Below are 12,683 nucleotides of genomic sequence, written 5' to 3' on the forward strand. Positions count from 1 at the left end.
AACACATGTTGCTGAAAGACAGGATCGCGCTCGTCACGGGCGGCGCGAGCGGGCTAGGCTATGCCACCGCGACGGCCTTTGGCCGCGAAGGCGCCACCGTCGTCATCAATGATCTGCGTGCCGATGCGGCCAGGGAAGCGGCCGCCCGGCTTGGCGACAAACATTTTTCCGTTGGCGGTGACGTCTCCAGCGAGACGGATGTCGGCGCGATGGTCGAGACGGTGCTGGAACGGTATGGCCGCATCGACATCCTGGTCAATAACGCAGGCATGCCCGACAGTTTCACCCCGACAGTGGATCAGACGCTGACCCACTGGCAGCGGCTGATCGACGTGCACCTGACGGGCACCTATCTGGTCTCGAAGACGGTGGCGCCATCGATGATCGCGCAGAGATCCGGCGTCATTCTCAACCTGAACTCGATCGCCGGCCTGCTGGGTCTGCCGGTGCGCACAGCCTATAGCGCAGCGAAAGCCGGTATCGGCATGCTGACCCAAGTGCTCGGTTGCGAATGGGGGCCGCACAATGTCCGCGTCAATGCTGTTGCGCCCGGCTACATGCTGACGCCACTCACCGAAAAGCTGATTGCCGAGGGCAAGATCGACGAAAAGCGCATTCGCCGCCGCACACCGATGGGAACGCTCGGCTTTGCCGAGGATATCGCCGAAGCCATGGTGTTCCTTGCCTCCGACAAGGCGAAGTTCATCACCGCCATCACCTTGCCGGTCGACGGGGGCTACTGCGCCTGGGGTGCGCCCAGCGACGCATTCCCGCTCGATTGAGGCACTAGGAGGACACCATGCTCGATGCAGTTCGGGATCGCCGCGACAACACCAAGGTCGCTTACCGAAAACCACAGCCATTCGGCATGATGCCGGATACCTTCATGCCCGGCGCCCTGGATCTGGATGCCGACGAACATCTCTGGGTGCCGCAGGCCGCTGGCGTCTGGTTCAAGCCTCTCGTTCTCTGTGTCAGCCAGGGCTACTACGTCAACCTATTGCGGGTCCGCAACTCCGGTGTGCTGTCGCGTCATCGCCATGCCGGCCCGGTCCACGCCTTCACGCTGCGAGGCCGCTGGTCCTATCTCGAGCATGACTGGGAGGCTGTGCCATTGAGCTACGCCTTCGAGCCGCCCGGCGAAACCCATACGCTGGTGGTGCCTGACGACGTGCCGGAGATGATCACACTGTTCCATGTCACCGGTGGTTACGTTTATGTCGATCCGGATGGCGTTGCACTTGGCTACGAGGATGTCTTCACCAAGCTGGCGGCCGCCCGTGATCATTACGAAGCGATCGGTCTCGGCGCTGATTTTGCCGAGGGAATTACCCGATGAGCCCGCTGCGCAAGATTTTCGGTGCTCCTCACCGCTATATCCAGGGTCCGGATGCGCTGGATGAACTGGGCAAGGTCGCGGCCACCTTCGGGCCCTCTCCGGTGGTGATTGCCGATGCGTTCATCCTCGAAAAAATGGGCTCCCGCATAGAGACCATCCTGCGCGAGGCGGAGTTGACGCCGGTGATCCGCGCCTTTGGCGGCGAGATCACCTATGCGGCAATCGATGCGTTGGAGGAATCGTTGGACGGCGCCGTTCCCGGCGTCGCCATTGGTATCGGTGGCGGAAAGTCACTGGATGCCGCCAAGGGCCTGGCGCTGAAACTCGACATCGACGTCATCACCGTGCCGACCATCGCCTCCAATGACAGCCCGACCAGTGCCTCGATCGCGATGTATGATGATCATCACGTAATGATCTCGGTCGACCGGCTGAAGCGCAGCCCCGAGGCGGTGATCGTCGATACAAACCTAATTGCGGCAGCGCCGGCGCTGTTCCTGCGCGCCGGCATCGGCGACGCGCTATCCAAGAAATTCGAGGCGGACGCTTGCCTTGCGGGGACCGGGATCACTCCCTTCGGAACACGGCCACTGCTCACGGGTATCGTCATCGCCGATGCTTGTTACCGCGTCCTGCGCCAGCATTCCGCCGCCGCGCTGCAATCGGTGGAACGGGGTGAAGTCAGCGAAGCGCTCGAGGCAACCGTCGAAGCAGTGATCTTGATGAGCGGACTTGGTTTTGAGAATGGCGGATTGTCGCTGTCCCATTCGCTGACACGCGGCCTGGTCAAAGCGCGCGGTGCGAAAAATGCCATTCACGGTCAGCACGTCGCCTGGGGGGTTCTGGTTCAACTCGCCGCGGAAGGCCGTCCTGATGCCGAACTCGTGGACATGATCGCATTCCATCGCTCCCTCGAACTTGCAACGACGCTGCAGCAGCTTGGCATGGAAAACCCAACGGGACCGGAAATCGCCGAGATCGCCGATTGGACGACGACCGCGCCGCATCTCAAGAACCTGCCGTTCGCGATCACCGCTGCCGATGTCGCCGCTGCGATCAATCGCGTCGAGAGGCTGGCGGCATGACCCCGGTCAATGGCGCCCGAATACCGGGAGTTCTCCTTGGTTCCGCGCGATGTGTGATGAGACTTGGAAAAACAATGGCTGGAGACCTATGAGATGACCACAGAAAACAGGCAAACGATCGCCAGCATCATGAGCATGGGTGGCCGGCCGGCCAACAGCCGACGCGAGATCAAGATTATCGACACCACCTTGCGGGATGGGCACCAGAGCCTGTGGGCGACACGCATGCGCACGGAACACATTCTTTCCATGGCAGACGAATTCGATCATGGCGGTTTCGAACAGGTCGACCTGATGGCACCGATCCAGTTCGATGTCGCGGTTCGCTATCTGAAGGAAGACCCCTGGGAACGGGTGAGACTGGCCCACGCGAGCGCACCAAGTACCCGGTTTCGGGCGTTGATCCGTTCCAAAAACATAGCCTCATTCGACTTTCTGGCTGACGATGTCATCACGGCCTGGGTCGAGCGGCTTTACGCCAATGGCTTTCGCATCATCGGTTCATTCGACGGCCTGAACGACATCGACAATATCGCGCCAGGTCTCATCAGAGCCAAGCAACTCGGGGCCTCTACTTTCGGTGCCCTGTCATTTTGTGAAAGCCCGATCCACACGGACGAACTTTACATCGCCAAGGCCCGCGAGCTGATAGACAAGACCGACGTCGACGCCGTCATGCTCAAGGATGCGGGCGGTCTGCTGACGCCGGAACGGATTCGTACTCTGGTTCCTGCGATCAAGAATGTCATCGGCGACCGTCCACTCGAGCTTCACAGTCATTGCCTGACAGCCCTGGCACCATTGGTCTATCTCGAGGCAGTCGAACTCGGTTGCGATGCCCTGCACACGTCGATCGCGCCACTTGCCAACGGTGCCGGTCAGCCTTCGACGCAGCGCATCGTTCGAGATCTGCGGGCACTGGGATACAGGGTGAACGTCAACGACGATGCCATCGATGCCATTTCACAAAAACTGAAAACAATTGCAGAGGACGAAGGCAAGCCTCTGGGTATCCCGGTTGAATATGACGGCCTTCATTACATGCACCAGCTTCCCGGCGGTATGCTTTCAAATTTCCGGTCCCAACTGGAAACGGCAGGTCTCTCGCATCGATTTGATGAGCTTCTCCACGAAGTTGCCAGGGTCCGCGCCGAGCTGGCCTTTCCGATCATGATCACGCCCTTTGCCCAGTTCGTCGGAACCCAGGCCGTCATGAACATGATTTCCGGTGACCGGTACGGCGTGGTGCCGAACGAGATCAAGAAATATGCGCTCGGTTACTACGGCAAACTTCTCGCTCCGATCGCGCCAGAGCTGCATGAGCGGATCATTGCCAATGGGGCATCCAACATTGCGCACGAGCCGACACCGATCGCGCCGATGCTGCCGGACATCCAGGCGCGTCATCCTGACGACAGCATCGATCATGTGCTCCTGCGGGCCATGTTTGCCGGCACGCAGGTCGACGACATGAAGAAGGTCGTGGAATCCGCGGGTAGGGCTGACAATGTGCCGTCCTCTCTTCTGGACCTGATCAAAGGCCTTCACAGGAAAAAGAGCACCGGAACCATCGTCTTGAAGACTGCTGATGTGCACATCAGCCTAGAAAAGGGAGAACGTGAAAATGTCGCTTAAAGCTATCGATCTGAAAGAAGTAAAGGCGATCGTCGACTGGGTAAACGTTACTGAGGATGTGCGCGAATTCTCGCTGAAGCTCGGCGAACTGGAGCTGTTCATCTCGCGTAACAAGCAGGCAGCAACACAGCAGCCGGCTCAGCAGGCTGCGCCCTCGTCCGTGGCAACGGTGTTCGCAGCGCCTCCCGCGATCGACACGGCAGCGGTGGTGGTTGCCCCTGCTGGCGTTCCGAAAAGTGAGCTGGCCGCCGACGAGGTCCTTATTAAGGCACCGATGGTCGGTACCTTCTATGCTGGACCCAATCCCGGAGCGCCGAATTTTGTGAGGACAGGCGACGCGGTTGATGCGCAAACCGTGCTGTGCATCGTCGAGGTCATGAAGTTGATGAACAGCATCGAGGCCGGTGTCGCGGGGACCGTTACCAAGATCTTTGTCGATAACGAACGGCCTGTCGAATACGGCCAACCGCTGATGATCATCAAGAAACACGGATGACCGCCGACATCGGAGACGAACAATGCCAGTACTCATGAAGAGCGTTCTGATCGCCAATCGCGGCGAAATCGCTCTGCGGATCATTCGCGCGTGCAAGGAGCTTGGTATCCGCAGCGTGATTGCCTACTCCGAAGCGGATGCCGGCTCCCTGCCGGTCAGGCTTGCCGATCAGTCCATTTGCATCGGACCTGCTCAAGCGAAGTTCAGCTATCGCAACCAGCAGGCCATCATCGGCGCGGCTTTGGCTTTCAAAGTTGAGGCTATTCATCCCGGCTATGGGTTCCTGGCGGAGAATGCGGAGTTCGCCGAGAGATGTGAAAAGGAGGGCCTCATCTTCGTTGGCCCTTCCGGGCACGTCATTCGCCAGATGGGCGACAAGATAGAGGCGAAGAAGATCGCTCGCCAGGCGGGGGTTCCGAATGTTCCGGGCTCGATCGGGGCGATTTCGGACGCTGCGGAAGCCCTTGCCGTCGCAGACGAGGTCGGCTTCCCATTGCTGATCAAGGCGGCTGCAGGCGGCGGCGGGCGCGGAATGCGTGTCGTGCAGCGGCGCGAGACCCTCGAACGCGATCTCTCGGAAATCATGTCCGAAGCGGAGGTCGCCTTCGGTGATGCTTCCGTCTATATCGAGCGTTATCTGACCGACATCAGGCACATCGAAATTCAGGTGATTTCTGACGGCACTCGGACGCTCCATCTGGGGGAGCGTGACTGCTCGGCACAAAGGCGCAATCAGAAGCTCATCGAAGAAGCGCCGTCGCCCGTTCTCGACGAGACCTTGCGAAGCGCACTCGCCGATGCGGCCATAGCACTTTGCAATGCTGTCCAATACAAGAACGCCGGAACGGTGGAATTCGTCTTCGATAACCGCGAACGAAAATTCCATTTCATCGAGATGAACACCCGCATTCAGGTCGAACATCCGGTCTCGGAAATGGTGACCGGCATCGATCTGATCAAGATGCAGCTCCAAATCGCAAGCGGAATGCCGATCGAGTTGCGTCAAGAGGACATCCGCATTTCAGGGCATGCCATTGAATGCCGCATCAACGCGGAAAATCCCGAGCGGGATTTTGCGCCGAGTCCCGGGAAAGTGGGTCGCTATTATCCGCCGGGCGGCTTCGGCATTCGGATGGAAACCCACATCGAGACCGGCTACGTGATCCCGCCATTCTACGATTCCATGGTCGGCAAGCTGATTTGCTGGGGCAAGGATCGCGACGAGGCCATTGCGAGGATGCTCCGGGCGCTGGACGAAGTCGTAATCGAGGGCGTGACCACCACTGCCAGCTTCCATAAAGCGGTGTTGAGCCATCCGAAATTTCAGTCGAGTGATTTCAATACCGCGTTTGTAAGCGAACTCATGGAAACTGCAAAACATGGTGTGTAGTTGACCACGTATTGCAAAGACGCTGCGCAATGATCTTTGTCTTTATCAGATAGATAGCGCACCCAGTCAGGCGCGCTATCTATCTGTGTGAAGCTCGAACAGCGCCGCGGAGAGGTCCGGCCGCACGACCGCGGTCGGAGGGAGCGTGCGGTCAGATCATGCCCGCGGCCATTTGCTGGGAGATGTGTTCAGCCTGTCTGATCGCAAGGGACACGATCGTCAATGTCGGATTCTCGGCGCCGCCCGTGGTGAACTGGCTACCGTCAGAGACGAACAGGTTTTTGATGTCGTGGGTCTGACCCCACTTGTTCACCACGCCATCCGAAGCCTTGGCGCTCATCCGGTTGGTGCCGAGATTGTGGGTAGACGGGTACGGTGGTGTTGGGAAGGCGCGGTTCGCACCGACCGCCTCATAAAGCGCGATGCCCTGCTTGTAAGCATGGTTGCGCATGGCCTCGTCGTTCGGATGGTCGGTAAACCATACGTCCGGAATTGCCATTCCGTACTGGTCCTTGAGTTCGGCATGCAGTTTGACGGCGTTCTGCTCCTGCGGCATGTCTTCGCCCACGATCCACATGCCCGCCATGTGCGAGTAGCTGTCGAGCGCTGACGAGAACGAGCGGCCCCAGCCGCCGGGATCGAGGAACGCCGCCATGAATGGCAGGCCGAGCGCCAGCGTTTCCAACTCGTAGCCGCCGACAAAACCCCGTGAGGGATCGTGCTTCGCCTCGTCGCGGATGATGCCGGCCATGGTCGTGCCGCGATACATATGGACGGGCTTTTCGAACACACCGTAGACCGAACCGGTCGTATGACGCATGTAGTTCTTGCCGACCTGGCCGGAGGAATTGGCGAGGCCGTCGGGGAACATCGCGGAGTGCGAATTCAGGAGCAGGCGCGGGCTTTCGATCGAATTTCCGGCGACGGCGACGATGCGTGCCTTCTGCTCGTGCAGCTTCCCATCCTTGTCGGCATAGACGACGCCCGTGACCTTGCCTGTCTTGTCATGCTCGATCTTTACGACATGCGAATTGGGTCGGACCTCAAGCTTGCCCGTCGCCTCTCCTTTGGGGATTTCCGTGTAGAGCGTCGACCATTTTGCGCCCCACTTGCATCCCTGGAAGCAGAAGCCCGTCTGCTGACAGCCCATCCGGTCATCGCGGTCGGCGGAGTTGATCGCCATCTGTCCGGTGTGACATTCCGTGTAACCGAGCTTGTCGGCGCCGGCCTTCAGGACCTTGAAGTTGTTGTTGCCAGGTAGGCCCGCGATCCCGTTGGTGCGGGTCACACCCATCTTGTCCTCAGCCTTGGCGTAGAATGGCTCGAGGTCTGCAAGCGTGATCGGCCAGTCCAGCAGGTTTGCGCCCTCGACCTTGCCGTAGTGGGTAAGGCCCTGGAACTCGTGTTCCTGAAAGCGCAGTGACGCGCCAGCCCAGTGGGTGGTGGTGCCGCCGACAGCCTTGACGATCCAGGCAGGCAGGTTCGGAAAATCCTTATGGACCCGCCAACCGCCTCCCGTCGTCCTGTGGTCGAGCCAGGCGAGCTGGGCGAAGCTCTCCCATTCGTCATTGATGAAATCCTCGTACTCGATGCGGCTACCTGCCTCGAGTATCACGACGTCGACGCCCTTCTGGGCGAGTTCATTGCCCAGCGTGCCGCCGCCGGCGCCGGACCCGATGATGACGACAACGCTGTCGTCGTTGAGCTGATATGGAGCTGCCATTGTTTCCTCCCGGAATTGCAAAGTCGTCCTTCTTGGCCAGCGCCTCCTCCGGCACGGCCCGTATTTTTGTCATAGCCACTCGATATCGTCGAAGCCGCGCGCGATGTAGCCGCCCTTGGAATAGGACTCGCCCTCGTAGCCGAAGACAGGCCAAATCTCCTTCTGATTATAGAGGCTGACCACTAGGTCGCTGCGAACGGCTTGGAAGAAGGCGCTCTTCTCGACGTCACGAAGGATGGCGACGCGATCGTCTTCCCACTTCAGTCCGCGATAGCCTCCGGTCCCTGCGCGTTTGTCGAGATCGGCAACGCCGTCTTCGAGCAGGGTCTTGTAGGCGGCGTCCTTGCCGGCCTTGGCGTCATGGCCCTTGATGGCGATGGCGTAGTAGCGGTCGGCCAGTTGATCATGCGGGTAGGTGTCGCGCGCCATCTGGATGAGGGTCGCCATCGTGTCGGGCTTGAGCGTGGTGGTTTCCAGGGCCCAGGCATTATCGGGGCTGATGACCGCTCTTCCAGAGACGATGAGCGCAGCACCGATCGTGCCGCGTTTCAGAAGCTCGCGGCGTGACAGGCCGCGCTGTTGGTAGATCGTCGTCATTTCGGTTCCTCCCTTGGGTCGAATGCCTGCGTCAGGCAGGCACGTGGTCGTGCGCTCCTCCTCAGGCGCGCTCGGTTACTTGTAGCGGCCCCCACGTTGCAGGACCTCGATCTTGTAGCCGTCCGGATCGGTTACGAAGAAGAAGCGGGCGAGCAGGCCGCCGTCGCGATTGAACTCTACGATCTTGTTCGGGTTGAGCCCGGCTTCCGTCATGCGGGCGTGCTCGGCATCGAGATCGGAAACCGATACGGCGAGATGTCCGTACCCATCTCCAAGAGTGTACGGTTCGGTGCGACCTTTGTTGATTGTCAGCTCGACTTCGAATTCGCATTCGCCATTGCTCATGTAGACAAGGGTGAAGGTCTCGAAATCGAACCGCTGGGCAACCTTGAGGCCGAATGCCCTATTGTAGAACTCGACGGAGCGGGCGTCGTCGAGAACCCGGATCATGGAGTGAATTGCTTTCGCCAAAACTACGTCTCCCATTGCTGGAACGAATCTAGATCAGGCGAAGCGAGTGTGGGTAGCAACCGATTACCGCATGCGAAAATGTGTACGGAATCCACGACAGTACGGCCTTGAAACGCGCCTTGAGCGTCAAGATCGTTTGACGATCTGCGCGCGTCCGGGCATTCTCACAGAAAATAATAAGAGGTGGATTCAATGTGTGAAATTTATGCAGGCCAGAACCCGGAACGGTATCGTCCGATAAACCGATCGGTCCGGATCGGAGGCCACTCCACCAGCATCCAGCTCGAAGCGGCCTTCTGGGTCTTGATCGATGAGATCGCCGATGGCCAGTCCATGTCGACGGCGCGGTTCCTGTCGACGATGTACGACGAGGTGCTGGAGATCAACGGTTCGATCTCGAACTTCACTTCGCTCCTCCGCACGAGCTGTCTTATCTACCTGATGAACGCGGACAAATCAGAGACCGCTCCACGCTTCCGCATCGTCGCCGCCGCCGAGTAGACTGAAGGTGGACGCTGGGGAACGAGACCCATCCCCGGTACACCACTTCGCTGTCTGTCCAACGAGCGGATTGAAGCATCTGCAGGGAACCAGCGCGCGATAGTGAGCGGACACCGCTTCTTCCGCTCTATAGAGGCGTCCGACGGTGTGTTCGGGGCGGTATCTTACCTTGCGCCCGTCCTGCACCCCAAGGATTTTATGCTCCGTCTCCAACCAGTTCACGCCCTTGGCGATCATGCAATCCTGGTGGAAGACGCGGCAGAAGAAGTGCCGTGGAGCTATGCCTCACCGGTCGTTCGCACATGCTTGTAGACCGTGGTGCGCGATAGCCCGAGTTCCCGCGCCGTGCGAGAAATGTTCTGGTGGGTCTTTTCATACACCGAACGGATTTCCTGGCATTTGGCGCGGCTGAGCGGGCGGTCCTGGCATTCTTCGCAGCAATCGCACGCAAGGTCGGGGCCGAGGTTGACCTCGTCAAAGCAGCTTTCATCAATGTAGTCGGCGCTCCGACGCACCAAAGCGCGCTGCAGGGTGGTCCTGAGTTCGCGGATATTGCCCGGCCATTTCTTTAGAGAGAGCGTGGCGATCGCCGCATCGGTCACCGGTGTTCCGGGCGCCATCTTGTCCATGAGGTGGCGCACGATGCTTGCAAAATCGGTCCGGCTGCGCAGCGGCGGCAAGCGGATGGAGAAGGCGTTCAGGCGGTAGTAGAGGTCAGCGCGGAACTGCCGTTGCGACACCATGCTTTCCAGATCGCGATTGGTGGCCGAGATGATCTGAACGTCCACTTTCTGCGTCTTCTGTGCGCCGACGGCGCGGATTTCCATGCTGTCGAGAAACCGCAGCAACGAGGTCTGCGCTGCGAGCGGAATATCGGCGACCTCGTCGAAGAAAAGCGTGCCACGATCAGCCACGCGTGCCAGCCCGATAGAACCTTCGGCGCGCGCATTGGTGAAGGCGCCGCGTTCGTGGCCAAAGATTTCCGCGATGAACAACTCTTCCGGCACAGCGCCGCAATTGAGGGCGACGAACTCGCCCTTGCGTGCGCTGACCTTGTGAACATGCTGCGCCATCAGTTCCTTGCCGGTGCCCGTCTCGCCGGTGATGTGAACGGGCATGCAGAGTGTCGCCGCCTCGGCAAGGTCGTCGAGCGACCGCTTGATGGCCGGGTCGTGTGAGATGAAGTCCGGCGCACTTTCCCGTCGGATCAGCGCTGGCATGGATGGGGACGCGTGTTTGCGCACCGGGGCGTGGTGTTCACCGATCTGCCGGCAGACCATGAAGACGCCGCTGCCCGCCCGATCGCGGATCCGGATGACGCCACCCTTCAGGAGGCCGTCGACCGCTTGGCTGAAGCCTGCTTCGAACAGCATGTCGAAATGGTTGCCCAGCAGCGCGGGCAAGCCGTCCAGCAAGGTCTTACCCGGGCGGTTGATCGACAGGATCTCGCCGTCGAGCGAGACGGAAACCAGGCCGGCGGAGAGCGTGTCGAGATATTCCACGCGCGGATGGAAGGCGAAGACGAAGCTTTTGGAATGGTTTTGGTAGAGGAGGCCGTTTTCGATCTGGGCCGCGGCCATGCGGACAAGGGCATGGGTGTGCTCTTGGCGGGCTTCATTGGCGCAGGATGCGTCGAGCAGGCCAAGAACCCTGCCATCCGAATTGAAGATCGGGGCTGCCATGCAGCTCAGATGGCCGTGGCAGGTAAAGTAGTGCTCCCGGCCATAGATCGCCACCGGCTTTTCGACGAGGGCGGCAAGCCCCAGCGCATTGGTACCGCGCTCGCTTTCGTTCCAGATACTGCCGGGAATGATGGCGCGGCCGGCATCGCTGTCGGCGAAGTGCTGGTCGCTGATCGTGTCCAGCACGACGCCGTTCGCATCGCCGAGCGCGATCATGAAATTGGAGCCGGCGATCTGGGAATGCAGGAGTTGCATCTCGGCCAGCGCCAGCAGGCGCATGGCGGCATTGACCTCACGCCGCTGTTTCACGTCGGTGAAGGCAATGACGTTGTGGCGTGGCGTGCCGCGTGGATCGAGGTCGAAATCGCGGCATCGCTGCCAGCTGTCGGCAACGATCGGTTGCAGGGTGCCGATTAGAAAACGCTCGCCCTTTTCGAGCGCGTTGCGAGCGCGGTCCATTCCGGATAGATGCTGCATGTCTCCTCCTCAAGCAGGATAACTGCTTTCAGCGCGCTTGCGCAATGAACAGAAACTGGACAGGTCCACTGTCCGCACCGTTCAGTCGGTGAACAGTCGCCGCGCGGCGTACTCTGCTTATCATGTTGGTATCGCTTGTATTTTCTGTATGGCATGGCGCTTGCTGCTTATCCCCGGCAACGGGCACTCGCCCGCCGAAGGAGGAGACACCAGCATGAAGGCGCAAGTTCTGACGCAATATGACGATAAGCTCGAAACGGGACAGTGGGTCTCGCTTCAGGATGTCCCCGACCCGACGATCAAGAAATCGACCGACGTGATCGTGCGGATCGGTGGGGCCGGGGTGTGCCGCACGGACCTGCACATCATTGAAGGCATCTGGCGCCCGCACATGGACCCGAACGGTAACGCGCTGCTGCCGCTGATCATGGGCCATGAAAATGCCGGCTGGGTCGAAGCCATCGGCAAGGAAGTCGAGGGCATCAAGGTCGGTGATCCGGTGATTGTGCATCCGAAGATCTCCGGGGGCACCTGCCTTGCCTGCCGTCGTGGTTTTGACATGCATGGTCCCGGAAAATTCCCCGGGCTCGATTGTGACGGCGGCTATTCCGAATACCTCTGCACCTCCGAGCGCAACATCGTGCCGCTGCCGAAGACGCTGGCGCCCAAGGAGGTCGCGCCTTACGCCGACGCCGGCCTCACCGCCTATCGCGCGGTCAAGAAGGCGACCCGCCATCTGCTGCCCGGTGAATCGGTCGTCGTCATCGGCGCCGGCGGGCTCGGACATATCGGCATCCAGTGCCTGAAGGCCATGTGCGCGGCCGATGTGATTGTCGTCGATATCTCCGACGCTTCGCTGGCGCTTGCCGGCAGGATCGGCGCGGACAAGCTGGTCAAGGCCGACGGCAATGAGGTGGAGGCCGTGCTCGAACTGACCGGCGGGCAGGGGGCTGAAGCCGTCATCGACTTCGTCGGCGAGAAGGGGACGACGCTCAAGGGCCTGAAGATGACCCGGCCGATGGGGAGCTATTATGTCGTCGGCTATGGCGAGGATATCCGCATTCCGACGGTCGACATGGTGATTTCCGAAAAGAACATCATCGGCAATCTGGTCGGCACGTGGGCGGAATTGACCGAACTGATGGCGCTCGCTGACCGAGGGCTCGTGGATCTGACGACCGTCGAATACCGGCTCGCCGATGCCAACCAGGCGCTCAAGGATCTGCGCGACGGCAAGATCCACGGGCGCGCCGTGCTCATTCCCTGAAATGCCGATCAGTCGCAAAC

Annotated in this window: 13 protein-coding genes; 8 read left to right on the forward strand and 5 right to left on the reverse strand. The window is 60.1% G+C overall.

The features are described from left to right. The first annotated feature begins 5 nt into the window (after nucleotides 1–5). The 6 genes from ACT6VE_RS30240 (at nucleotide 6) to accC (ending at nucleotide 5,945) form a co-directional block, all read left to right on the forward strand. Nucleotides 6–782, forward strand: a complete 777-nt coding sequence (locus tag ACT6VE_RS30240) for an SDR family NAD(P)-dependent oxidoreductase (protein ID WP_444801956.1) — start codon at nucleotides 6–8, stop codon at nucleotides 780–782. A 17-nt stretch (nucleotides 783–799) separates the two neighbouring features. Further along, nucleotides 800–1,339, forward strand: coding sequence for a 2,4'-dihydroxyacetophenone dioxygenase family protein (locus ACT6VE_RS30245; protein ID WP_444801957.1), 540 nt, complete (start codon nucleotides 800–802; stop codon nucleotides 1,337–1,339). Further along, entirely contained in the window at nucleotides 1,336–2,424 is a 1,089-nt protein-coding gene (locus ACT6VE_RS30250) for a glycerol dehydrogenase (protein ID WP_444801958.1), read from the forward strand. The genes ACT6VE_RS30245 and ACT6VE_RS30250 overlap by 4 nt, the downstream gene beginning before the upstream one ends. Before the next feature lie 93 nt (nucleotides 2,425–2,517). Further along, a complete protein-coding gene (locus ACT6VE_RS30255; RefSeq protein ID WP_444801959.1) occupies nucleotides 2,518–4,059 on the forward strand; it encodes a hypothetical protein in 1,542 nt (513 codons plus the stop codon). Continuing rightward, nucleotides 4,049–4,555 carry an acetyl-CoA carboxylase biotin carboxyl carrier protein gene (accB, locus tag ACT6VE_RS30260; RefSeq protein WP_444801960.1) on the forward strand — a complete coding sequence of 169 codons (507 nt, stop codon included), beginning with the start codon at nucleotides 4,049–4,051 and terminating at the stop codon, nucleotides 4,553–4,555. Before ACT6VE_RS30255 ends, accB begins: the two co-directional genes overlap by 11 nt. Nucleotides 4,556–4,577: 22 nt before the next feature. Next, nucleotides 4,578–5,945 carry an acetyl-CoA carboxylase biotin carboxylase subunit gene (gene accC, locus ACT6VE_RS30265; RefSeq protein WP_444801961.1) on the forward strand — a complete coding sequence of 456 codons (1,368 nt, stop codon included), beginning with the start codon at nucleotides 4,578–4,580 and terminating at the stop codon, nucleotides 5,943–5,945. Nucleotides 5,946–6,096: 151 nt separating this feature from the next. Here accC and ACT6VE_RS30270 read toward each other — a convergent pair whose 3' ends face one another. From ACT6VE_RS30270 to ACT6VE_RS30280, 3 genes are all read right to left on the reverse strand, one after another. Beyond that, nucleotides 6,097–7,668 carry a GMC family oxidoreductase gene (locus tag ACT6VE_RS30270; protein WP_444801962.1) on the reverse strand — a complete coding sequence of 524 codons (1,572 nt, stop codon included), beginning with the start codon at nucleotides 7,666–7,668 and terminating at the stop codon, nucleotides 6,097–6,099. Nucleotides 7,669–7,737: 69 nt separating this feature from the next. Continuing rightward, a complete protein-coding gene (locus ACT6VE_RS30275; protein ID WP_444801963.1) occupies nucleotides 7,738–8,265 on the reverse strand; it encodes a gluconate 2-dehydrogenase subunit 3 family protein in 528 nt (175 codons plus the stop codon). A gap of 75 nt (nucleotides 8,266–8,340) precedes the next feature. Beyond that, nucleotides 8,341–8,736, reverse strand: a complete 396-nt coding sequence (locus ACT6VE_RS30280) for a VOC family protein (protein WP_444801964.1) — start codon at nucleotides 8,734–8,736, stop codon at nucleotides 8,341–8,343. A 192-nt stretch (nucleotides 8,737–8,928) separates the two neighbouring features. On the opposite strand from ACT6VE_RS30280, the gene ACT6VE_RS30285 reads away from it, so the two are divergent. After that, nucleotides 8,929–9,237: a ribbon-helix-helix domain-containing protein gene (locus ACT6VE_RS30285; protein ID WP_444801965.1), complete on the forward strand. Its 309-nt coding sequence runs from the start codon at nucleotides 8,929–8,931 to the stop codon at nucleotides 9,235–9,237. On the opposite strand, the gene ACT6VE_RS30290 is transcribed toward ACT6VE_RS30285, so the two are convergent. Further along, nucleotides 9,193–9,519, reverse strand: coding sequence for a hypothetical protein (locus ACT6VE_RS30290; protein WP_444801982.1), 327 nt, complete (start codon nucleotides 9,517–9,519; stop codon nucleotides 9,193–9,195). The genes ACT6VE_RS30285 and ACT6VE_RS30290 overlap by 45 nt on opposite strands. Next, nucleotides 9,516–11,396: a sigma-54-dependent Fis family transcriptional regulator gene (locus ACT6VE_RS30295; RefSeq protein ID WP_444801966.1), complete on the reverse strand. Its 1,881-nt coding sequence runs from the start codon at nucleotides 11,394–11,396 to the stop codon at nucleotides 9,516–9,518. The genes ACT6VE_RS30290 and ACT6VE_RS30295 overlap by 4 nt, the downstream gene beginning before the upstream one ends. Nucleotides 11,397–11,610: 214 nt before the next feature. Between ACT6VE_RS30295 and ACT6VE_RS30300 the strand changes: the two genes are divergently transcribed. After that, a complete protein-coding gene (locus tag ACT6VE_RS30300; RefSeq protein WP_444801967.1) occupies nucleotides 11,611–12,663 on the forward strand; it encodes an NAD(P)-dependent alcohol dehydrogenase in 1,053 nt (350 codons plus the stop codon). The last annotated feature ends 20 nt before the right edge of the window (nucleotides 12,664–12,683 follow it).

This window comes from Shinella sp. (assembly GCF_052438155.1).
Lineage (GTDB): Bacteria > Pseudomonadota > Alphaproteobacteria > Rhizobiales > Rhizobiaceae > Shinella.